Genomic DNA, 21,864 nt, shown 5'->3' with positions numbered 1-21,864 from the left:
TTAAAATGTTTGGATGTAGCGCAGATCGTGACAGATCATGTGGTGAGGGAAGGGCACCAGCTGAACGGTGCCGTCCCAGGCAAAGCCGTGGCGCTCATAAAACCGCCGGGCGTCTGCGTTTTCCCGCAGTACAAACAGCGTGCAGCCGGGATATCCCGCAGCCCGCAGGCGGCAAAGGGCCTCCTCCAGCAGGAGGGAGCCGTAGCCCTGGCCTGTGTGGGTGGGCTCGGTGTAAAGGGAGATCACCTCACCCCAGCCGGAGTAGGCGCTGGAGTCAATGATCAGCTCCTCGCTCTGCCGGGGGCTGGGGCCGGAGCGGACCGGCCCGTAATTGCAGCAGGCCACCGGCCTTTCGCCGTCATAGAGCAGCAGGCCGCGGCACCGCCCGGTGGCGTGGTCCTCCCGGAAAAACGGGAGCCAGTGGTCCTCGGTGGTCACATCCCGCAGGTAGTCGTCGGGCACAAAGCCGGGGTAGGCGGCCCGCCAGCCCTGGCAGTGGATGGCGCTCATGGCTGCAAAGTGCGCCTCCGTGGCGGCATCCACGAAGCGGAGCTCAGGCATGGGCGGCCTCCCTGACCTCCTCCTGCTGCCGCTCCGCCTCCTGCTTGGCCAGGCCACGGGCGTTGGCCAGCATCAGCTTGATGCGGTTTTCCTGGTTGATCTTGGTGGCGCCGGGGTCGTAGTCGATGGCCACGATGTTGGAGTAGGGGTAGTCGTCCTTCAGTTTGCGGATCATGCCCTTGCCCACAATGTGGTTGGGCAGGCAGCCGAAGGGCTGGGTGCAGACGATATTGGGTGTGCCGGAGTGGATGAGCTCCAGCATCTCGGCGGTGAGCAGCCAGCCCTCGCCCATCTTGTTGCCCTCGCCCAGGTAGCCCTTGATGAGCTGCCGCAGGTCCTCAAAGGTGCCGGGTGCACGGAAGCCGCCCTTCTTCATGGCGGCGATCATGGCCCGCTGGCACTTCTCCACGTAGCCCTTCAGCACCTGGCAGGCCTTCTTCTTCACCCACTTGCCGCCGTAGATGTTCACATCCACCTCGCGGTTGTAGATCTTGAAGATGATAAAGTCGGTGAGGCCGGGTACCACCGGTTCCGCTCCCTCGGACAGGAGGAACTGCTCCAGGTTGTTGTTGCCCAGGGGGGAGTACTTGATGTAGATTTCACCCACCACGCCCACGCGAACCTTGGGCTCCCCAGCCACGGGAATGGCCTTAAAGGCGGCCACAATATGGTCGAAATTGGCCACCATGCTTTTGAAGGACAGGCCCTTGCCCTGGCTCATCTCGGCCAGCAGATGCTCTTCCACCTTCTCAATAGTCTGGTCGGTCTGGCCGGGGTTTACCTCATAGGGCCGCACCTGATTGGCGGTCTGAACGATGATATCGCCATACATCATGGCGAACACTGCCTTCCGCAGGGTGCCCAAGCCCAGCTTGAAGCCAGGGTTGTGCTCCAGACCGGACATGTTCAGGGAGATGACAGGCACGAACTCCAGCCCGGCCTTTACCAGGGCTTTGCGCAGCAGATGGATATAGTTGGAAGCCCGACAGCCGCCGCCGGTCTGAGTAATGAGCAGAGCTACTTTGTGGGGGTCATACTTGCCGCTTTTCACCGCATCGATAAGCTGTCCAATGACCAGCAGGGCAGGGTAGCAGGTGTCATTGTGGACGTATTTCAGCCCCTCGTCCACGATATTGCGGTGATTGGTAGTAAGCATTTCCACCTTGTAGCCCTCGGCCTCGATGATCCGGGCCATCAGACCGAAATGAACGGGGAGCATGGTGGGGAAGAGGATGGTGTACTCCTTTTTCATTTCCTGGGTAAACAGGAGCCGCCCATTTTTATCATAAACTAACTGTGCCATTGATTCGTTCCTTTCGCTGGAGGGATTACCAGTATTCTGCCTGATAGTCGTAGGCGCCGTCTATATTGCTGGTGCGGAAATATAGGGAAAGCGTATTCTCATTTTGGCTATAACTGAGGGAGAGCGCCAGGTCGGTGAGAGAACGGGCAACGGAACGCGTCGCGCAACGCACTCCTTAGGAACGTGATTCTTTACCTGACGTTGGAGCCGCTTTGCGGGCCTCCATGGCCGCCATCAGGGAGCGAATCCGGATCCGGACCGCGCCCAGATTGCTGATATCGTCGATCTTCAGCTGGGTGTAAAGCTTGCCGCCTTTCTCCAGGATGTCCCGCATTTCGTCGGTGGTGATGGCGTCGGTGCCGCAGCCGAAGCTGACCAGCTGCACCACCTGCATGTCGTTCTGGGTACACACATACCGGGCGGCGTTGTACATCCGGCTCTGGAAGGTCCACTGGTTGAGCACCTTCCGGGGGGCGTAGCCCTCCAGATAGCTGAGGGCGTCCTCGGTGACCAGCACAAAGCCGAAGGAGGTAATGAGGTCGTTGATGCCGTGGTTGATCTCCGGGTCAATGTGGTAGGGCCGGCCGCAGGCCACCACAATGGGCATGTGGTGCTCCCGGGCGTACTGGATGTACTGCTTGCCGGTCTCCCGCACGTCGTGGAGGTAGGCGTCATAGGCCTCATAGGCGGCCTTTACCGCCCGCTCGGTCTCCCGCTTGGGGATGGCGAACGTCTCCTCCATCAGCAGGGCGATGCGCTTGCCGAAGTCCTTGTGCCGCCACAGGCCCACGTAGGGGTCCAGATACTTGACCTGCTTCAGAATGGGCACGTTGGCGGCCAGCAGCTCGGGGTAATAGGCCACCACCGGACAGTTGTAATGGTTGTCGCCGATGCCCTCGTCGTTGTTGTAGGACATGCAGGGGTACCAGATGGCGTCCACGCCGGCGTCCACCAGGGCCTCCACATGGCCGTGGAGCAGCTTGGCGGGGTAGCACACGGTATCGGAGGGAATGGTGTGCTGTCCCTTCAGGTAGAGCTTCCGGGAGGACTCGGGGGAGAGGACCACCTCAAAGTTCAGCTTGGTGAAGAAGGTGAACCAGAAGGGCAGATTCTCGTACATGTTGAGACCGAAGGGAATGCCCATTTTTCCCCGGACCCCGTTTCCGGTCCCTTTGCCCTCCAGGGCCCGGAGTTTTTTGTACTTATAGACCATCAGGTCCGGGTTCTCAACCTTGGCCTTGCCCAGGGGACGGGAGCACCGATTGCCCGAGATGAACCGCCGTCCGCCGTCAAAGGTGTTGACGGTGAGGGAGCAGTGGTTGGTGCACAGGTTGCAGGTGGTGGGTTTGGCGGTGTGGGAGAAACTCTTCAGGTCCTCCATGGTCAGCATCGCGCTCTTCTCCAGGTGCAGATCCCGGGCGTACAGGGCGGCGCCGAAGGCCCCCATGATGCCCGCGATAGTGGGCCGGGTCACGTTGCGGCCCAGCTCCAGCTCAAAGGCCCGGAGCACCGCGTCGTTGTGGAAGGTACCGCCCTGAACCACGATGTGGCGGCCCAGATCATCGGCGCTGGCGGCCCGGATGACCTTGTATACCGCGTTCTTGACGATGGAGATGGACAGGCCGGCGGAGATATCCTCCACGCTGGCTCCGTCCTTCTGGGCCTGCTTCACGCTGGAGTTCATGAACACGGTGCAGCGGGAGCCCAGATTTACCGGGTGCCGGGCAAACAGGCCCAGTCTGGCGAAGTCGGCGATGGAGTAGCCCAGCGCCTTGGCAAAGGTTTCGATAAAGGAGCCGCAGCCGGAGGAGCAGGCCTCGTTGAGCATGATGGAGTCCACCGCGCCGTTGCGGATCTTGAAGCACTTCATGTCCTGGCCGCCGATGTCGATGATGAAATCCACGTCGGGGTTAAAATGGGCGGCGGCCTTGTAATGGGCTACCGTCTCCACCAGGCCCGCGTCGCAGCTGAAGGCGTTTTTCACCAGATCCTCCCCGTAGCCGGTGACCGCCGCGCCCCGGATGGTGATCCGGTCGCCGCACAGGGGATAGATCTCCTTCAGCTGGTCCAGCACCACCGCCACCGGGTTGCCCAGGTTGGAGTGGTAGTAGGTGTACAGCAGCCCGCCGTCGGCGGTAATGAGGGCCATCTTGGTGGTGGTGGAGCCGGCGTCGATGCCCAGCCAGGCGTCGCCAGTGTAGGTGTGGATATCCACCTCCGGGGGGTGCATGGCGTTGTGCCGGGCGGTGAAGGCCTCATAGTCGGCCTTGCTGGCAAAGAGGGGGGGCATGGTGTCCACCAGACCCACGTTGTCCACGCTGCGCTCCAGACGGTCCAGCACGTCGTCAAAAAGCTGCTCGCCGTAGTCAGAGGCGCACAGGGCTGCGCCGATGCCGGCAAAACAGTCCCCGTCCTCGGGGAAGATGGCGTGCTCCTCGTCCAGCTTCAGAGTCTCAATAAACCGCTGGCGCAGGCCCATGAGGAAGTGGAGGGGGCCGCCCAGGAACACGATCTTGCCCTTCAGCTCCCGGCCCTGGGTGAGTCCGGCAACTGTCTGGTCCACCACCGCCTGGAAGATGGAGGCCGCCACGTCTTCCTTCCGGCCGCCCTGGTTGAGGATGGGCTGGATATCGCTCTTGGCGAACACGCCGCAGCGGGAGGCGATGGGGTAGATCTTCTCGTGCTTCAGGCTCAGCTGATCCAGCTCGGTTACCGTGACGTTCATCAGGGTGGCCATCTGGTCGATGAAGGCTCCGGTGCCTCCGGCGCAGGAGCCGTTCATCCGCTCCTCCAGAGCGCCGCCGAAGAAGATGATCTTGGCGTCCTCGCCGCCCAACTCGATCACCGCGTCGGTGTCTGGTATGTATTGGTTGACGGCGGCGGCGGTGGCGTAAACCTCCTGCACGAAGTCAATGTCCGCCGCCTTGGCCACGCCCAGACCGGCGGAGCCGGTGATGACCATGCGCACCTGCTGGCCTGCCAGCTTGTTTGTAATGGAGCGCAGGGTCTCCGCCGCCCGCTCCCGGGCTTTGGAATAATGCCGCTCATAGGAGCGGAACAGCAGCTTATTCTGTTCGTCCAGCACCACGACCTTGACGGTGGTGGAGCCGATATCAATTCCGATCCGAAGGCTCATAAATTCACCCGTTTATCTTTCATAATGAATTTCGCACCCATCATAATATAACAAAACTTTCATTTTTACAAGCCCAAAGCGAGAAATACAGGAAATACCACCGGAAAAGGGGGAATACGGCAGATGCCGCATTCCCCCAGGGCTGGCTTTTGTAAAAATTGACGGTTACCGGCGGTAGGTACGGGTGATCCTGGCCAGCTTTCCGGATACAGAGGGATTAAGAGCCTCCCCCCGCACCCGCCAGGACCAGTTGTGGGGTCCCGTGGTGCCGGGGGCGTTGACCCGGGCGTCCCCACCCAGGCCCAGCAGGTCCTGCATGGGGGCAATGGCCAGGCGGCAGGGGGACATCCAGGCGCCGCACACCGCGCCCCAGCCGAAGCCCTCGTCCTCCCGCAGCCGCAGGTAATCGAAGGCGTAGTCCCGCTCGGCGGGGCTGGCCTCGGAAAAGAGCCACTGGACAAAGGTGGGGGTGTCGTGGGTGCCGGTGTAGACCACGGCGTCCCGGGGGCAGTTGTGGGGCAGATAGGAGCTCTCACCCACCGGGGCGAAGGCGTATACCAGAACCCTCATGCCGGGCAGGCCGCTCTGGGCGATAAAGGCTAGGGCGTCGGCGTCCAGCGCGCCCAGATCCTCGGCGATAAGGGCCAGGCCGGACACATTTTTCAGCGTGTCCAGCAACGCGTTGCCCGGTCCCTGCTCCCAGTGGCCCGCCCTGGCGTCAGGGGCTCCGCTGGGAATGGACCAGTAGGTGTGGAAGGCGCGGAAGTGGTCGATGCGTACCACATCATACAGCCGGGCCATGTGGGTGCCCCGCCGCTTCCACCAGGCAAAGCCGGTCTTTTTGTGGTATGCCCAGTCGTAGAGCGGGTTGCCCCAGTGCTGGCCCAGATCGGAGAAGGCGTCCGGCGGCACGCCCGCCACAGCGGACGGGGTCATATCCTCGCCCAGCTGGAACAGCTCCGGCTCGCTCCATACCTCGGCGCTGTCAGGGGAGACGTAGATGGGGAGGTCTCCGATGATGGAGATGCCTTTGGAATTGGCGTAGGCCTTGATGGCTGTCCACTGGCGGAAGAAGAGCAGCTGCAGGAAGGCCTGGAACCGGCACTCCTCCGCAAGCTCCGTGCGGTAGCGCTCCATGGCCTCCGGCCGGCGCAGCCGGGCCTCGTCCGGCCACTCCGCCAGGGGCTTGCCCCCGAAGCGGTCCCGCAGGGCCATAAACAGGGCGTAGTCGGGCAGCCAGTCCGCCTCGTCCTCCAGGAATTTGTCCAGCAGGGGGGCGTATACCTCCCGCCCCCGATCCCAGGCCTTTCGGAGCAGGGGGAGCCGGGTCTGATGGAGCCAGGCGTAGTCCACCCGGTCAGGGTTGTTCCAACGGGCGGAGTTCAGCTCATCCTGGGTAAGCAGTCCCTCCTCCTGGAGCAGCTCCAGGTCCAGCAGCAGGGGATTGCCAGCAAAGGAGGAGGGGGACATATAGGGGGAGTCCCCGCCGCCTGGGGGTACCAGGGGCAGGATCTGCCAGAATTTTTGCTTTCCGTCGGACAGGAAATTGATGAACTGCCGGGCGGACTTGCCCAGGCTCCCGATGCCGTAGGGTCCGGGCAGGGAAAAGACGGGAAGGAGGATACCGCTGGCTCTTGCTTGCATAAACAGGCCTCCTGTAAAAAGATTGATGAACTTTTACATTATACCTCTTTCCCTGCCGGACCGCAAGGCTCAGTCCGTTTCCTCGATGGCGGAGCGGATGTGCTCAAAGACCTTGTCCTGGTCCTGGCACATCACCAGCAGAATGGTTCCGTCGGACAGGGTTTCCAGCCGGGCGGCCTGGGCGATGTCGTACTGGTCGGCCAGATACATCTGAAAATTCTGCTGCTGCATGTCGATAAAGGCGGACAGACCCTCCCGGACCTGCTCCTCCCGCCCGTCAACGGGATAGACCGCGGCGATGCCATAGGCCTTGACGTTCATCATGGACACCGACAGGGCGCAGGCGGAGCAGTCCGCCGGATCCAGGCCCAGGATGTCAAAGGTAGCCTGGCCCACATCGTCCTCGGTGGAGGTGACAACGGGGATGGCGTCGTTCAGGTCCTGGTCTCTGGCGTTCTCGATGGCGGTGCGGTACAGCTCGGTACGCTGCTCCGGGGCAAGCTGCGTTCCGGCGGTGCCGCAGCCGGAGAGCAGAAGCAGGGTTAATGTCAAGGTTGCGATACGGGATGTGTTCATACAGATTCCTCCTTTGTAATGGCTGGCGGGGGAGAGAAGCGGAGGGCCAGCCTGCCCTCCTCGCAGGAAATCAGAGCCGAGCCGCCCGCCTGGAGCGCGCCGCTGAGCAGGCCCTCGGCGGCGGGGTCCTCCACGCCGGAGCGGATAGCCCGGCGCAGGGGACGGGCGCCGTAGTCCGGGTCAAAGCCCAGCTTGGCCAGGGTATCCAGCGCCTCGTCGGTCCAGGTCAGGGTTACCCCGAGGGCCTCCAGCCGGCGGCCCACCTGCTCCAGCATCCGCCGGGCGATGGCCCGGATCTCTCCCCGGCCCAACTGGGTAAAGACAATGGTCTCATCCAGGCGGTTGAGCAGCTCCGGACGGAAGGTCTGCTTCAGATCCTCCATGACCGCGTCTTTCAGCTCCTCCGGCGAGCGGGTCTGGCCGTCGGTGTGCCGGGCGGCGGAGAAGCCCAGCCGTCCGCCTCTGGCGGTGATCCGCTGGGCGCCCACGTTGGAGGTGAGCACCACAATGGCGTTTTTGAAATCGGCCTTTCGCCCCTGGGCATCGGTGACCACGCCGTCCTCCATCATCTGGAGCAAAATGCCCCAGATATCCGGATGGGCCTTTTCCACCTCGTCAAAGAGCACCACGCAGTAGGGCCTCCGGCGGACCTGCTCGGTGAGCTGGCCTCCCTCCTCGTGCCCTACGTAGCCCGGCGGCGAGCCGATGAGCCGGGAGACGGCGTGCTTTTCCATATACTCCGACATGTCGAAGCGGAGCAGGGCCTCCTCGCTGCCGAACATGGCCTGGGCCAGGGCCTTGCACAGCTCGGTCTTGCCCACGCCGGTGGGCCCCAGAAAGAGGAAACAGCCGGTGGGGCGGCCGGGTTCCTTCAGCCCCACCCGTCCCCGGCGTACCGCCCGGGCCACCGCCTGCACGGCGTCCTGCTGCCCCACCACCCGCCGGTGGAGCACCTCCTCCAGGCTGAGCAGCCGGTCGCTCTCGGCCTGGGTCAGGGTGGTGACGGGGATGCCGGTCCAGCCGGCCACCACCGCCGCCACATCCTCCGCTGTCACCGAACCGGTGTTCTGGCCGGAGTGCCATTTGGCCTTCTGCTGCTCCAGCTCCCGCTGAAAATCCTCCTCCGCGTCCCGGAGCATGGCGGCCTTTTCAAAGTCCTGATCCCGGATGGCCTCCTCCTTTTCCCGCCTGGTGCGGAAGGTGCGCTCCTCCAGCGCCTGCAGGTCCGGCGGGGTGGCCAGCCGCTCCATCCGTACCCGGGAGGCGGCCTCGTCCATCAGGTCGATGGCCTTGTCGGGCAGCCGCCGGTCCCCGATATAGCGGGTGGACAGGGAAATGGCGGCGTCAATGGCGCCGTCGGTAATGGTCAGCTTGTGGTGGGCCTCGTACCGGTCCCGCAGGCCCAGCAGGATGGCCCGGGCGGTGTCGTTGTCCGGCTCGCTCACCACCACCGGCTGGAACCGCCGCTCCAGGGCGGCGTCCTTTTCGATATACCGCCGGTACTCGTCGGTGGTGGTGGCACCGATGACCTGGAGCTCCCCGCGGCCCAGGGCGGGCTTGATGATGTTGGCGGCGTCGATGGCCCCCTCGGCGGAGCCGGCCCCCACAATGGTATGCAGCTCGTCAATGAACAGGATGATGCCCCCGGCCCGGCGCACCTCCGCCAGAATGTTTTTCACCCGCTCCTCGAATTCTCCCCGGTATTTGGTGCCCGCAACCATGGAGGACAGGTCCAGGGACAGCAGCCGTTTGCCCTGCAGGTCGTCGGGTACCTGGCCGGTGGCAATCCGCCAGGCCAGCCCCTCGGCCACGGCGGTCTTGCCCACGCCGGGCTCCCCGATCAGGGCGGGGTTGTTTTTCTGCCGCCGGGCCAGAATTTGGATGGCGCGCCCGATCTCCCGGTCCCGGCCGATCACCGGGTCCAGCACGCCGCTGGCGGCCAGCCGGGTCAGATCCCGGCAGAACTGGTCCAGCAGCTTGGTGTCCCCGCCGTATTCCCGCTCCCTGGGCCGCCCGGTTCCACGAAAGGGGGAGGAGGAGGGATCTCCGCCCATGGCGGCGGTGACGTCGGCCCGCAGCCGCCGGGGCTCCACCCCCATGTTGGCCAGCACCCGCACCGCCACCCCGTCCCCCTCCCGGAGAATACCCAGCAGCAGGTGCTCGGTGCCCACAAAATGGTGGCCCAGCCGGGCGGCCTCGGTGAGGGAGAGCTCGATGATCTTCTTGCACCGGGGGCTCAGCCCCTGGGAGGGGGCGGCGCCCTTGTCCCCGGTGCCCACCAGCCCGGCAATGGCCCCCTTCAGGGTCTCCGGGTCCAGTCCGGCGGCCAGCAGCACCTTGGCCGCCACGCCGCTGCCCTCTCGGGCCAGCCCCAGCAGCAGGTGCTCGCTGCCTACATAGCCGTGGCCCAACTCGGCGGAGCACTGCTGGGCCAGGCGCAGTGCGGTCTGGGCCCGCTGGGTGAAGCGGGTGTCATTCATGCCGGTCCCTCGCTTTTTCCGGCTCCAAAAGAGGAGCTTTTTCTGCCGTTTTACGGGCTTCATGCGCCGATTCACGCCCTTTCGCTTTTGTTCTCTGCCGGTGCGTACCGCTGCGCGGCGCGCCGTTCAAATCGGGGGTTAAGCTCCCCGCTGCCTCCATATGAAATGGGGAAGAATGTTCCATGGATGCTTTCGCCTCCTTTGGCGTTTGGCCTCTATTTTTCCCACCGAGAAAAAATATACCCATAACCGGCGCATTTTAGCATTGCAATTTTAAAAAGTTATGATACAATAACGATAGTTTTAGAGTTTGGAGGTGTATTCCAATGGCCTATGTCATCAGCGACTCCTGCGTGAGCTGCGGTGCTTGCGAGGGCGCTTGCCCCGTGGGCGCTATCTCCCAGGGCGACGATCACTACGTCATCGACGCCGGCTCCTGCATCGATTGCGGCAGCTGCGCCGACACCTGCCCCACGGGTGCTATTTCCCAGGGCTAATTTTGGTGCATAAAAGTGGAAAACAGCGGCACGCCTTCCGGTGTGCCGCTGTTTTTAACCCCAATCAGGAGGTAGAGAGATGCAGCTGAGAGGGAAAAACCTGGTTTTGGTGGGCCTTACGCTATTTTCCATGTTCTTTGGCGCGGGCAACCTGATCTTCCCGCCGGGCATCGCCGCCCAGGCGGGCACCGCCACCTGGCTGGCGGTGGTGGGCCTGGCGGTAAGCGCGGTGGGATTGCCGGTGCTGGGCGTGGTTGCGGTGGCCCGCTCCGGCGGGATGGATACCCTGGGCAGCCGGGTGCATCCGCTGTTTGCCCGGGCTTTTACCATTGCCGCCTATCTGGCCATCGGCCCCTGTCTGGCCATCCCCCGCACCGCCACTACCTCCTTTGAGATGGCGGTGCCCCCCTTTGTGGGGGCGGACGCCCCCATCCCTCTGTTCCGGCTGCTCTACTCCCTGGTGTTTTTTGCCGTTGCGCTGCTCATCGCCCTGCGGCCGGAGAAACTGACAGACCGGCTGGGGAAGATCCTCTGTCCCATTCTGGTGGCCCTGATTGTCATTACCTTTGCGGGCTGTCTGGTCAATCCGCTGGAGGGGTATGGCCCGGCTGCCGGCAACTATGTGACCCATCCGGTGATCCAGGGCTTTCTGGAGGGCTATCAGACCATGGACACCATTGCCGCGCTGGCCTTCGGCATCATCATCGCGGTCAACATCCGCGCCAGAGGAGTGAAGGAGGAGGGGGCCGTGGTCCGGGGCACCGTCCGCGCTGGCGTTATTGCCGGCATTATGCTGCTGGTGGTCTACTGCATGCTGGCCCATATCGGTGCGCTGTCCGCCGGGGCAGTTCCCAATCCAACCGATGGAGCCCAGGCTCTCACCAATATTGTGGGTCTGCTCTTTGGCCCGGTGGGCAATGTGCTGCTGGCCGGGATCTTTATTATTGCCTGCTTCAACGTGTGCGTGGGCCTTATCAGCTCCTGCGGCGAGTACTTTTATTCCATCTGTCCCAAACTGAGCTATCGGGGCTGGGCGGTGCTCTTCGCGGTGGTGAGTATGGTGATCTCTAACGCGGGGCTGGCCCAGATCATCTCGGTGTCCGCTCCGGTGCTGGGCATTCTCTACCCCATGGCCATCGTGCTCATCGCGCTGTCCTTCTTCCACCGCTGGCTGGAGGGGAGGCGGCTGGTCTATCCTCTGGGGGTGCTTTTTGCCGGGGTGTTCAGCGTGCTGGATGCGCTGAAGGGCTTTCTTCCCGTCCTGGAGGAGGTATTGAAGCTCATGCCCCTGGCCTCGATCGGCCTGGGCTGGGTACTGCCCGCCGCTGTAGGCGTTGTGCTGGGCTTGATTTTGCCCTCCAGACAGAACTAGGAAAAAGAGCGTCCGTGTGCCACGGACGCTCTTTTTTACGATTTGGACTTGGGCTTAAAGAGTAGCGCCACCACCAGACCAAAGAATACCGCGGCAGTGATCCCGCCTGCCGCGGCGGTGACGCCGCCGGTGAGGGCTCCCAGCACGCCCTGCTCCGCCACCGCCCTGGCCACCCCCTTGGACAGCAGCCAGCCGAAGCCAGTGAGGGGTACGGTGGCTCCGGCTCCGCCGAACTGGGCAATATATTTGTACAATCCCAGCCCGCCCAGCGCCACCCCGGCCACCACGTAGGTCACCAGAATGCGGGCGGGGGTCAGCTTGGTCCTGTCGATGAGCACCTGCCCGATGAGGCACAGCACCCCGCCGCACAGAAACGCCCGGGCATATTCTCCAAACAGCTCCATCATGCTCCCTGCCTTTCCTGTTCAATGGCCACCCCGTGACACACCGAGGGGATGCTCTCTCCCTGCTGGGTGGAGGTGGGGGAGAGCAGGGCGCCGGTGCCGCAGAAAAGGATGCGTTTCCACCGGCCGTCCCGCATGCCGTTGAGCAGCAGCCCGCACAGCACAGCCCCCGAGCAGCCGCAGCCCGAGCCGCCGCAGTGAACGTCCTGGCTGTTCAGGTCGTAGATCAGGGTGCCGCAGTCCGCCAGGTTGGGGAGCTGAAGCCCCTGCTGGTTCAGCAGCTCCGCCAGAAGCTGGTGGCCCAGCTGGCCCAGATCGCCGGTGATCACCAGATCGTAGTCCGAGGGTTTGCGGCCGGTGTCCCGGAAGTGGGCCAGAATGGTGTCGGCGGCGGCGGGGGCCATGGCGGCGCCCATGTTATTGGCGTCCTTGATCCCCTTGTCCACAATTTTTCCGGTAGTGACGTGGGTGATCCGGGGCCCCTGTCCCTCCCGGCCCAGGATTACGCACCCGGAGCCGGTGACCGTCCACTGGGCGGTGGGGGTGCGCTGGCTGCCATACTCCAGAGGGGTGCGGTACTGCCGCTCCGCCGAGCAGAAGTGGGAGGAGGTCATGGCCGCCGTATGCGCCCCGAAGCCGCCGTCCAGCAGCAGGGCGGCCAGAGACAGGCTCTCCGCCATGGTGGAACAGGCGCCGTACAGCCCCAGAAAGGGCACGTCCTGATCCCGGGCGGCGAAGGCGGAGCCAATACACTGGTTGAGCAGATCGCCCGCCAGCAGGTAATCCAGCGCGCCGGGGGCCAGGTTGGCTTTTTTCAGGGCGGTGGACAGGGCCATCTTCTGCATGGCGCTCTCCGCCTTTTCCCAGCTCTTTTCGCCAAAGGTGTCGTCCTGACTCACCACGTCAAAGGTGTCGGCCAGGGGACCTTCGCTCTCTTTTTTTCCCACCACGCTGGCCCAGGACAGCAGACAGGGCCGGGAGGGGAGCTCGGCGGTCTGACCGCCGGGACGCTTTTTGTTCATAGCCTCATCCCTTTTTTCTCATATAGTGCTATTTTGAACGAAAAGCCGGGAAAATATGAGGGCGGATTTTATAGGGTGAACTCTGGTCAAACGGCGGCGATTGCGCTATAATACATAAATATATCGCAGATTTACCGAAAAAAGGAGGGCTACCATGGAGCAGCAGCCCAAGCGTACCCTGGCCTATTTCTGTCCCGCCTGCCGCCAGAGCGTGGCGGTGGAGCGGACGGTGTTTCAGCTGGCCGCATCCGCCAATACCTTGTCCTGCCCCTGCGGCAAGTCCAGCCTGCGGGTGGAGATGATGGGGGACCGGGTCAAGCTTACCGTGCCCTGCCTGTTCTGTGGCCGGGATCATACCGTGACCTGCTCTTCCCAGGCCTTTCTCCACCAGCGTGTGCTGGCGTTCTCCTGCGCCCAGTCCGGCCTGGACTGCTGCTATGTTGGAGAGGAGGGAGCCGTGTTCGCTGCTCTCCGTCGTCTGGAGGAGGCGGTGGGCAAGCTGGAGTCCGACGGCGAGAAGGGGAGCTTTCTGGACGAGCTGGTGATGCATGAGGTGCTCTCTGAGCTGAAGGAGATCGCCCAGCGGGACGGGATCTCCTGTACCTGCGGCTCCCACCGGTGGAAGCTGCAGGTGAATTACAGCTCCATTGACCTGTTCTGCGCCGACTGCGGCGGAGCCATGCGGCTCCCGGCGGCCACCTCCAGCGACATCGACGACATCTGCTGCAAGACCAGGCTGCTGATCCACGGCAATACCGGGGAGGGATAAGGGTGTTTTACGAGGGTGAATACCGGGTGGACTCCAGGGATGTGGACCAGTGGTATACCTGCCGCCCCTCCGCTCTGCTGGGGATCTTCCAGGAGGCTGCGGTGGCGGCCGCCTGCGAGCTTCACGCCTCCCGGGAGGAAATGATGAATAAGTATCATCTGTTCTGGATGCTGGCCCGGCTGTGGTACCGGCTGGACCGGCCCCTGAAGTGGGGGGAACGGCTGTCGGTGCGCACCTGGCACCGGGGCGGCAAAGGAGCCTCCACCTACCGGGACTTCGACCTGCTGGTAAACGGTACGCCGGTAGGCGAGGCGGTGTCCGTTTGGGTGGCGGCCGACGCCGAAACCCACCGCCTGGGCCGGATAAGCGGCATTGAGGAGTTTCAGGGCACGGACGGCGGCACGCTGTGCAAGGAGAAAACCATCTCCCATCTGCGGATGCCCCAGCACATGGAGCTGGCTGACCGGCGGGCGATGCACTACAGCGATACCGATGTCAACGGCCATGTCAATAACGTGCGCTACGCCGATTTTATCTGTGACGCGCTGCATATGGAGCGGCTGGGGGCAGGGCGGTTTGTCTCCGCGCTTCAGATCGGATACCTGGCCGAGTGCCAGGCGGGGGAGACGCTGGAGCTCTACACCGCGGAGCAGGACGGGCTGTGGTATGTCCACGGCGCGGACGGCTCGGGGAAGAGCCGGTTTGAGGGCACGGTGGCCCTGTCTCAGCTCCCCTCTTGACGCGGCGGCCGCCATCGAGTAAAATAGATAAAATTTTTAAGATAGGAAAAGGAGATGCACTATGGTCAACACCGAGCAAAGCCAGAAGTTCACCCGGCAGGGCCTGACCTTTGACGATGTTCTGCTCATTCCCGCGGAGAGCAACATCCTGCCTGCCGACATCGACCTGCATACCCAGCTTACCCGTAAGATCCAGCTGAACATTCCTCTGATGAGCGCCGCCATGGACACGGTAACCGAGTACCGTATGGCCATCGCCATCGCCCGCGAGGGCGGCATCGGCATCATTCACAAGAATATGTCCATCGGGGCCCAGGCCGAGCAGGTGGATATGGTCAAGCGCAGCGAGAACGGCGTTATCACCAACCCCTTCTGGCTGGCGCCCGGCCACACGCTGGCGGAGGCGGATGAACTTATGGCCAAGTACCGCATCTCCGGCGTGCCCATCTGCAAGGACGGCAAGCTCATCGGCATCATCACCAACCGGGACATGAAGTTTGAGACCGATATGAGCCAGCTGGTGGACAACGTGATGACCAAGGAAAACCTGGTTACCGCCCATGAGGGGGTCACCCTGGACGAGGCCAAGGAGATCCTGCGCCGCCACAAGGTGGAGAAGCTGCCTATTGTGGACGAGCAGTTCCACCTGAAGGGCCTGATTACCATTAAGGACATCGAGAAGGCCACCGTGTACCCCAACTCTGCCCGGGACGAGAAGGGCCGACTGCTGGTGGGCGCCGCCATCGGCGTGACCTCTGACGTGCTGGACCGGGTGGCGGCTTTGGTGGAGGCGGGCGCCGACGTGCTCTGTCTGGACTCTGCCCACGGCCACTCCCACAACATTCTGGACTGTGTCCGCCGGGTGAAGGCTCTGTATCCCGACGTGCAGCTGATCGCCGGCAATGTGGCCACCGCCGAGGGCACCCGCGCCCTCATCGAGGCGGGCGCTGACTGTGTGAAAATCGGCATCGGCCCCGGCTCCATCTGTACCACCCGTGTGGTGGCGGGCATCGGCGTGCCCCAGATCACCGCTGTGTATGACGCCGCCTGCGTGGCGGCGCAGTACGGTGTGCCCATCATCGCCGACGGCGGCGTGAAGTACTCCGGCGATATTGCCAAGGCTCTGGCCGCCGGCGCCAATGTGGTCATGCTGGGCTCCCTGCTGGCGGGCTGTGAGGAGTCTCCCGGGGATACGGAGGTCTATCAGGGCCGCCAGTTCAAGGTCTACCGGGGCATGGGCTCTCTGGGCGCCATGAGCAAGGGTTCCAAGGACCGCTATTTCCAGGAGAACAACAAGAAGCTGGTCCCCGAAGGCGTGGAGGGCCGCGTGCCCTACAAGGGACTGACCGGAGAGACAGTGTACCAGCTGATGGGCGGCCTGCGGGCCGGTATGGGCTATACCGGCTGCCGCAATGTGGAGGAGCTGCACTCCAAGGCGCAGTTCATGCAGATCACCGCCGCCGGCCTGAAGGAGTCCCACCCCCACGATATCTATATCACCAAGGAAGCCCCCAACTACACCCTCAATCCTCAATAAGAAGCGTCAAACAGCGGCCGCCGTCCATTTGGACGGCGGCCGCTTTCTCAATCGGAGAAGATGGACTCCATGCCCACTTTGCGGCAGCCGGGCGGGGCGTATTTCCATTTGTCGATCCGCCCCTGGGTGAGAAAATACCGCAGCGGCTCCGGGGTGGAAAGAGGGGGCAGGGCGTCGATCACCAGCAGCTTGATCTTCATGCGCTCCGGCAGGATGGCCTTGATGTACACCGATACCCGCCCGCCCTCCTGGAGCAGGGGGCTGTGCTCCGCCAGACCGGACAGGTTGGGCGTGAGTTCCACAAACGCGCCGTATTCCTTCATACCCCGGACCACGCCGGGCACAGTCATACCGGCATGAAACTGTCCGGCGTTTTCCTGCCAGGTGCCCAGCAGCTCCTTGTGGGTGAGGTAAATCCGCCTGTGGGTCAGGTCCAGATCCTGGACCACCGCGTAAATAGCGTCTCCCGCTGAAAACCGGGCCTGGGGGTGGGGGATGCGGGCCACGGAAATATTCTCAATGCCGATCAGGGAAACCACGCCGCAGCCGATATCCACAAAGGCTCCGAAGGGCTCCAGATGGGTCACCACCGCGGGGATGATCTGTCCGGGCCTCCAGTGGGCCAGCATGTGCTCCAGGGCCATCTGCTGGGCCCGGCGGCGGGAGAGCAGAGGGACCAGCCGGCCGTCCTGCCCTTCCAGGCCCTCCACGGTAAAGCATACCGGCTTGCCCACTCTGGAGAGAATGGCGATATCCCTGGTTTCCCCCTCGGCGATGCCCAGGGCGGCCTCCTCCCGGGGGATCCGGCCTGTAAAGGGCCCCAGAGAGACGGTGAGATCATGCCTGGCGTCGCAGGACAGGGCAATACCCTCCAGAATCGCTCCCGTCTTCATGGCCTGACGCAGCCCCTCGGGCGAGGCGCAGGCGGCCTGATTTTCCGGTGTGTGCAGCAGACGCCCTTCGGGCAAAAATGGGCTCGTCAATATAACCAATCCTTTCTGTGTTCCGGACGTTTTTTTCTCGCCAGGTCAGTATATGCGCCGGGCAACCTTGAATTGACAGGGGGAACGGGGGAAATTATAATATACTTTATAGTGATAAAGCGGACGGGAAGGAGAGCTGCCCATGGATATTCAGGTAGGCGATGTGCTGGAGCTGAAAAAGGAGCATCCCTGCGGAAGCCGCCGCTGGTCGGTGCTGCGGGTGGGTATGGATTTCCGTCTGCGCTGCCAGGGGTGCGGCCATGAGCTGATGCTGCCCCGGAGCAAGGCGGAAAAGAGTGTGAAAAAGGTCATACGGAGCGGGGAGGGGCAACAGACATGAAGGAATATTGGAGTAAGCGGGCGCGGGACCTGGTTCCATACACGCCGGGGGAGCAGCCCCGGCAGCGAAACTGGATCAAGCTCAATACCAATGAGAACCCCTATCCGCCCTCTCAGAAAGCGCTGGCCGCCATTCGGGCGGCGGCGGGGGAGACGCTGCGGCTCTATCCCGACCCGGAGTGCACCTCTCTGCGGGAGGCGCTGGCCGCCACCTTTGATCTGAAGCCCGCTCAGGTCTTTGTGGGCAATGGCTCCGACGAGGTGCTGGCCCTGTGCTTTCAGGCCTTTTTCGACCCCGAGCGCACCATCCTGTTTCCTGATGTTACTTATAGCTTTTATCCGGTGTTTGCCGACCTGTATGGCCTGAGCTACCGGGAAGTGCCGCTGGATGAACGCTTTGGCCTGCCGCTGGAGTCCTTTGTGGGGGACAACGGGGGCGTGGTGATCGCCAATCCCAACGCGCCCACCGGCCGGGCGGTCTCTCTGTGCGATATCCGGACGCTGCTGGAGGGAAATCCAGAGTCGGTGGTGATCGTGGACGAGGCCTATGTGGATTTTGGCGCCCAGTCCGCCGTGCCCCTGATTGACAGCTACCCCAATCTGGTGGTGGTGCAGACCATGTCCAAATCCCGGGCCCTGGCGGGGCTGCGGGTGGGCTTTGCCCTGGGCAACGAGAATCTGATAGCCGCTCTGAACAGTGTGAAGAATTCCTTTAACTCCTATACCCTGGACCGGCTGGCCCTGGCGGGAGCGGAGGGGGCCCTGCGGGATGGGGATTACCTGCGGGCGATCACCATGAAGATCTCCAGCACCAGGGACTGGGCGGCTGACCGCCTGAAGCGGATGGGCTTTGAGGTCAGCGATTCCGCCGCCAATTTCCTCTTTATCTCTCACCCTGATATTCCGGCCAAGGTGCTGCTGGACGGCCTGCGGGAGCGGGGCATTCTGGTGCGCTGGTGGGACAAGCCCCGCATCTCCAACTACCTGCGAATTACTGTGGGTACCGACCAGGAGATGGAGGCCCTCTGTCAGGCCCTGACCCAGATGATAGAGGGCGCTTGAGGGTACATAGAGATACAGTTCCGCCTGGATTGTCCAGGCGGAACTTTTTTATTCCCAACCGCTTCTGACCTTTTTTGTGGACGGGACCTCTTATAATGGGGTCTGCGGTCCAAAGGCGAGAGGGGGAGCGGGGATGACGGTTTATCTGGATGAGCTGTTTCTCCTGAACTTTGTGGTGGATTATCTGCTGCTGCTGTCAGCCGGGCGGCTGGCGGGGGAGGTGCTTTGCAGGAGCCGTCTGGCCTTAGGCGCCCTGCTGGGGGCTGCCTATGCGGCGGCGGTGTTTCTGCCCGGGGTCGGTTTTCTTCTGCATCCGCTGTGCAAGCTGTGCTCGGCAGTGCTGATGGTGCTGCTGGGATATGGCGGCAGCCGCCGCCTGCTGCGGGTAAGCCTGACCTTCTTTGTGGTATCCGCCGCCTTCGGCGGCGGTATTTTTGCCCTCCAGGCTCTGGGGAACCAGAGCCTGACCATGAAAAACGGTGTGCTGGCCTCGGCCATGGACCTGCGGCTGATCCTGCTGTCGGCGGCGGGGTGTTATGCGCTGCTCACCCTGTTGTTCCGCCGGGCGGCCCGGCACAGCGCCCCCCGGGAACTGGTACCGGCGGTGCTGCGGCTGGATGGCCGGAAAGTGGTCCTTACCGCGCTGATCGACACGGGGAATACCCTGACGGACCCTGCCACCGGCCGCCCAGTCATGGTGGCGGAGGGGGAAAAAATCGCGCCTCTGTTTCCGCCCGGGCGGGCCCCCACGGTAGAGGAATTGCGGGCCCCGGCGGCGCTGCTGGAGCGTCTGGATCGGGAGGGCTGGCGGGGACGGTGTCGCCTGTTGCCCTATCAGGCCGTGGGGGTGGAGTGCGGTATGCTGTTGACCCTCCGACTGGATGGGGCCAGGGTGGGTACGGAGGACTGCGGTCGGCTGCTGCTGGCCCTGTCTCCCACTCGGCTGACCGATGGGGGCGGCTACTGCGCGCTGATTGGTACATAATGGATTGCGAAGAAAGGGGAAAAGCGGATGGGCTGGAGGGTACGTTGGTATGTAGGTCTGCAAAGGCTGCTTGCCCGGCTGGGTCTGTGCCTGCCGGGCAAGGTTATGTATATCGGAGGCAGCGATACGCTCCCGCCGCCTCTGTCCCGGGAGGAAGAGGCGGCGCTCATCGCCAGCCTGGAGCAGGGAGAGGAGCATGTACGGGCCAAGCTGATCGAGCGTAATCTGCGGCTGGTGGTGTATATTGCCCGCCGCTTTGAGAATACCGGGGTGGGCATTGAGGATCTGATCTCCATCGGCACCATCGGCCTCATCAAAGCCATCAATACCTTTCAGCCTGCCAAAAATATTAAACTGGCCACCTATGCCTCCCGCTGCATCGAAAACGAAATTCTGATGCATCTGCGCAAGACCGCCAATCTGAAAAGCGAGGTGTCCTTTGACGAGCCGCTGAATACCGACTGGGACGGAAATGAGCTGCTGCTGTCCGATATTCTGGGCACGGATAACGACCTGGTGATGAAGCCCATCGAGGACGACGTGGACCGGAAACTGCTGCTGGATGCGCTGGAGAAGCTGGACGGACGGGAGCGGCAGATCATCACTATGCGCTTTGGCCTGGACGGGCGGCCGGAGCGGACTCAGAAGGAGGTGGCGGACAGCCTGGGCATCTCCCAATCCTATATTTCCCGGCTGGAGAAACGAATCATTGCCCGGCTGAAGCGGGAAATTCTGCGTCTGATGTAAGATTTTGGGCCGTGGACGGGATATCCCGTCCACGGCCCGCTGCCGCTTTAGAAGCCCAGGGTATCCGCCAGATCGTCCTTCATGTGGTCCATCCGGCGGGCGGCCTTTTTGGCCATCCGGCGCATGTCGGGGCTCTGCATCCCCTTGGCGGCCACCGCCATGCCGATGGCGGCTCCCGCGATGATCCCCATGCCCATGCCCTCTAAAAATGCGTGCTTTGTCATGTGTGACGCTCCCTTCTGCATTGGTGTCCGTCTCTATTATTGCCCGAATTACAGAAAAATCCGTTGCTAAAAAATGCGATTCAAGTTATAATGAAAAAACGAAGAGCAGCATCGTAGGGAGGGTCGGCGTAAGGAGCCTGGACCCTTTTTTTGCGTGAGAAAGGAGTGATTGCGTGAAACTGCTGATACGCCAGGGACGTCTGGTGGACCCGGTAGGGGGCATCGGCGGCGTCATGGACATTTTGTTGGAAGACGGCAAGGTGGCCGTCATTGGCAGCGACATCCGGGAGCGGGACGCGGAGATCATTGACGCCAGAGGCCTGACGGTATGTGCGGGCCTGGTGGATATGCACGTGCATCTGCGGGAGCCCGGCTTTGAGTATAAGGAGACCGTTGAGACCGGGGCGGCGGCTGCCGCCCATGGAGGTTTTACCTCTATTGCCTGCATGCCCAATACCCGCCCTGTTACCGATAGCCCGGAGGGGATCGACCTGGTCAAGCAAAAGGCGGCCCAGGCCTGTGGGGTCCATGTCTGGCCCATCGGCGCGGTATCCAAGGGACAGAAGGGGCAGGAGCTCACCGACTTTGAGGCCCTGAAGGGGGCGGGGGCGGTGGCGCTCTCCGACGACGGAGTGCCGGTGCAGAATGCCAACCTGATGCGGGACGGCCTGATCCTGGCCCACCGGCAGAACCTGACCATTCTCTCCCACTGCGAGGACGCGGACATGGTGAAGAACTACGCGGTGAACGAGGGGCGGATCTCCCGGCAGCTGCGTATCAACGGCCGGCCTGCCATCGCCGAGGAGCTGATGGTGACCCGGGACGCCATGCTGGCGGAGGAGACGGGGGCGGCGGTACATATCTGCCATATCTCCACCGCCAAGTCGGTGGCCATCGTCCGGCGGTATAAGCGCAAGGGGGTGCAGATCACCTGCGAGACCTGCCCCCAGTACTTCAGCCTCACGGAGGACGAGATCCTCACCCAGGGCACCATGGCCCGGGTGAACCCGCCTCTGCGGACCAGGGCGGACGTGGAGGCCATTATTGAGGGCCTGAAGGACGGAACCATCGACGCCATCGCCACTGATCACGCGCCCCATTCCGCCGAGGAGAAGGCAAGGGCCCTCACCGAAGCGCCCAGCGGTATGGTGGGTTTGGAGACAGCTCTGGGCGTGACCCTGACCTATCTGTACCACACCAAGGAAATGCCTCTGTCCGATATCCTGCGGAAAATGACCATCAATCCCGCCTGCATCCTCCGTCTGCCCACCAAGGGGCGGCTGTCCATCGGAGCGGACGGGGATATGGTGATTTTCGACCCGGCGGAGGAGTGGACGGTGGACCCGGAACGGTTTGCCTCCAAAGGCCGCAACACCCCCTTCGCGGGAAAAAAGCTGAAGGGAAAGGTCAAATATACCATTGTTGGCGGTAAGGTGGTCTATCAGGACAAGCCCTGACCGCATGCCAACCAGAAATAGAAAAA

21 protein-coding genes are annotated in these 21,864 nt (G+C 62.9%); 10 read left to right on the top strand and 11 right to left on the bottom strand.

Going from position 1 to position 21,864, the window contains the following annotated elements; all coding sequences use genetic code 11:
* The 7 genes from B5F88_RS00885 to B5F88_RS20130 form a co-directional block, all read right to left on the bottom strand.
* Positions 1-561, bottom strand: a complete 561-nt coding sequence (locus tag B5F88_RS00885; protein ID WP_087341116.1) for a GNAT family N-acetyltransferase — start codon at positions 559-561, stop codon at positions 1-3.
* Positions 554-1,864, bottom strand: coding sequence for a 2-hydroxyacyl-CoA dehydratase (locus tag B5F88_RS00880; RefSeq protein ID WP_087341115.1), 1,311 nt, complete (start codon positions 1,862-1,864; stop codon positions 554-556). The genes B5F88_RS00885 and B5F88_RS00880 overlap by 8 nt, the downstream gene beginning before the upstream one ends.
* A 175-nt stretch (positions 1,865-2,039) precedes the next feature.
* On the bottom strand, positions 2,040-5,000 hold the full coding sequence (locus B5F88_RS00875; protein ID WP_087341114.1) for an acyl-CoA dehydratase activase: 2,961 nt from the start codon (positions 4,998-5,000) through the stop codon (positions 2,040-2,042).
* Positions 5,001-5,165: 165 nt separating this feature from the next.
* A complete protein-coding gene (gene malQ, locus B5F88_RS00870) occupies positions 5,166-6,644 on the bottom strand; it encodes a 4-alpha-glucanotransferase (RefSeq protein ID WP_087341113.1) in 1,479 nt (492 codons plus the stop codon).
* A 69-nt stretch (positions 6,645-6,713) separates the two neighbouring features.
* Positions 6,714-7,220, bottom strand: a complete 507-nt coding sequence (locus B5F88_RS00865; RefSeq protein ID WP_087341112.1) for a DUF4358 domain-containing protein — start codon at positions 7,218-7,220, stop codon at positions 6,714-6,716.
* Entirely contained in the window at positions 7,217-9,700 is a 2,484-nt protein-coding gene (locus B5F88_RS00860; RefSeq protein ID WP_087341162.1) for an ATP-dependent Clp protease ATP-binding subunit, read from the bottom strand. Before B5F88_RS00860 ends, B5F88_RS00865 begins: the two co-directional genes overlap by 4 nt.
* Positions 9,693-9,884, bottom strand: a complete 192-nt coding sequence (locus tag B5F88_RS20130) for a hypothetical protein (protein WP_140402033.1) — start codon at positions 9,882-9,884, stop codon at positions 9,693-9,695. The genes B5F88_RS00860 and B5F88_RS20130 overlap by 8 nt, the downstream gene beginning before the upstream one ends.
* 142 nt (positions 9,885-10,026) lie before the next feature.
* Here B5F88_RS20130 and B5F88_RS00855 point away from each other — a divergent pair, with 142 nt between their 5' ends.
* Both B5F88_RS00855 and brnQ read left to right on the top strand, forming a co-directional pair.
* On the top strand, positions 10,027-10,197 hold the full coding sequence (locus B5F88_RS00855) for a 4Fe-4S binding protein (protein ID WP_087341111.1): 171 nt from the start codon (positions 10,027-10,029) through the stop codon (positions 10,195-10,197).
* Positions 10,198-10,276: 79 nt separating this feature from the next.
* Entirely contained in the window at positions 10,277-11,569 is a 1,293-nt protein-coding gene (gene brnQ / locus B5F88_RS00850) for a branched-chain amino acid transport system II carrier protein (protein ID WP_087341110.1), read from the top strand.
* Between the two features lie 35 nt (positions 11,570-11,604).
* On the opposite strand, the gene spoVAE is transcribed toward brnQ, so the two are convergent.
* Together spoVAE and spoVAD are read right to left on the bottom strand one after the other, a co-directional pair.
* The gene (gene spoVAE, locus B5F88_RS00845; protein WP_087341161.1) at positions 11,605-11,973 is read right to left on the bottom strand and encodes a stage V sporulation protein AE; all 369 of its coding nucleotides are present in this window, start codon (positions 11,971-11,973) and stop codon (positions 11,605-11,607) included.
* Entirely contained in the window at positions 11,973-12,995 is a 1,023-nt protein-coding gene (spoVAD, locus tag B5F88_RS00840; RefSeq protein ID WP_087341109.1) for a stage V sporulation protein AD, read from the bottom strand. Before spoVAD ends, spoVAE begins: the two co-directional genes overlap by 1 nt.
* Positions 12,996-13,149: 154 nt before the next feature.
* Here spoVAD and B5F88_RS00835 point away from each other — a divergent pair, with 154 nt between their 5' ends.
* The 3 genes from B5F88_RS00835 (at position 13,150) to guaB (ending at position 16,041) form a co-directional block, all read left to right on the top strand.
* Entirely contained in the window at positions 13,150-13,764 is a 615-nt protein-coding gene (locus B5F88_RS00835; RefSeq protein WP_087341108.1) for a hypothetical protein, read from the top strand.
* A 2-nt stretch (positions 13,765-13,766) separates the two neighbouring features.
* Complete coding sequence (locus B5F88_RS00830; RefSeq protein ID WP_242959579.1) at positions 13,767-14,504, top strand: acyl-ACP thioesterase domain-containing protein; 738 nt, start codon at positions 13,767-13,769, stop codon at positions 14,502-14,504.
* Between the two features lie 61 nt (positions 14,505-14,565).
* Positions 14,566-16,041, top strand: coding sequence for an IMP dehydrogenase (gene guaB / locus B5F88_RS00825; protein WP_087341106.1), 1,476 nt, complete (start codon positions 14,566-14,568; stop codon positions 16,039-16,041).
* 47 nt (positions 16,042-16,088) lie between these two features.
* Here the strand turns inward: guaB and B5F88_RS00820 are convergent, their stop codons facing one another.
* Positions 16,089-17,009 carry a S1 RNA-binding domain-containing protein gene (locus tag B5F88_RS00820; RefSeq protein ID WP_242959578.1) on the bottom strand — a complete coding sequence of 307 codons (921 nt, stop codon included), beginning with the start codon at positions 17,007-17,009 and terminating at the stop codon, positions 16,089-16,091.
* Between the two features lie 157 nt (positions 17,010-17,166).
* On the opposite strand from B5F88_RS00820, the gene B5F88_RS00815 reads away from it, so the two are divergent.
* The 4 genes from B5F88_RS00815 (at position 17,167) to sigE (ending at position 20,157) form a co-directional block, all read left to right on the top strand.
* Positions 17,167-17,364 (top strand): DUF951 domain-containing protein, encoded by a 198-nt coding sequence (locus B5F88_RS00815; protein ID WP_087341105.1) that lies wholly within the window; start codon positions 17,167-17,169, stop codon positions 17,362-17,364.
* Positions 17,361-18,425: a histidinol-phosphate transaminase gene (hisC, locus tag B5F88_RS00810; protein WP_087341104.1), complete on the top strand. Its 1,065-nt coding sequence runs from the start codon at positions 17,361-17,363 to the stop codon at positions 18,423-18,425. Before B5F88_RS00815 ends, hisC begins: the two co-directional genes overlap by 4 nt.
* 133 nt (positions 18,426-18,558) lie before the next feature.
* Positions 18,559-19,410, top strand: coding sequence for a sigma-E processing peptidase SpoIIGA (locus B5F88_RS00805; protein ID WP_087341103.1), 852 nt, complete (start codon positions 18,559-18,561; stop codon positions 19,408-19,410).
* 27 nt (positions 19,411-19,437) lie between these two features.
* Positions 19,438-20,157 (top strand): RNA polymerase sporulation sigma factor SigE, encoded by a 720-nt coding sequence (sigE, locus tag B5F88_RS00800; protein ID WP_087341102.1) that lies wholly within the window; start codon positions 19,438-19,440, stop codon positions 20,155-20,157.
* 47 nt (positions 20,158-20,204) lie between these two features.
* Here sigE and B5F88_RS20995 read toward each other — a convergent pair whose 3' ends face one another.
* Entirely contained in the window at positions 20,205-20,381 is a 177-nt protein-coding gene (locus B5F88_RS20995) for a hypothetical protein (protein WP_191398332.1), read from the bottom strand.
* A 173-nt stretch (positions 20,382-20,554) separates the two neighbouring features.
* Between B5F88_RS20995 and B5F88_RS00795 the strand changes: the two genes are divergently transcribed.
* Positions 20,555-21,838: a dihydroorotase gene (locus B5F88_RS00795; protein ID WP_087341101.1), complete on the top strand. Its 1,284-nt coding sequence runs from the start codon at positions 20,555-20,557 to the stop codon at positions 21,836-21,838.
* The last annotated feature ends 26 nt before the right edge of the window (positions 21,839-21,864 follow it).

The sequence above is a fragment of the Flavonifractor sp. An306 genome, assembly GCF_002159455.1.
In the GTDB taxonomy this organism is placed as follows: Bacteria; Bacillota; Clostridia; order Oscillospirales; family Oscillospiraceae; genus Flavonifractor.
Note: the sequence above shows the minus strand (reverse complement) of the source record. Positions and strands in the feature narration are given on the sequence as shown.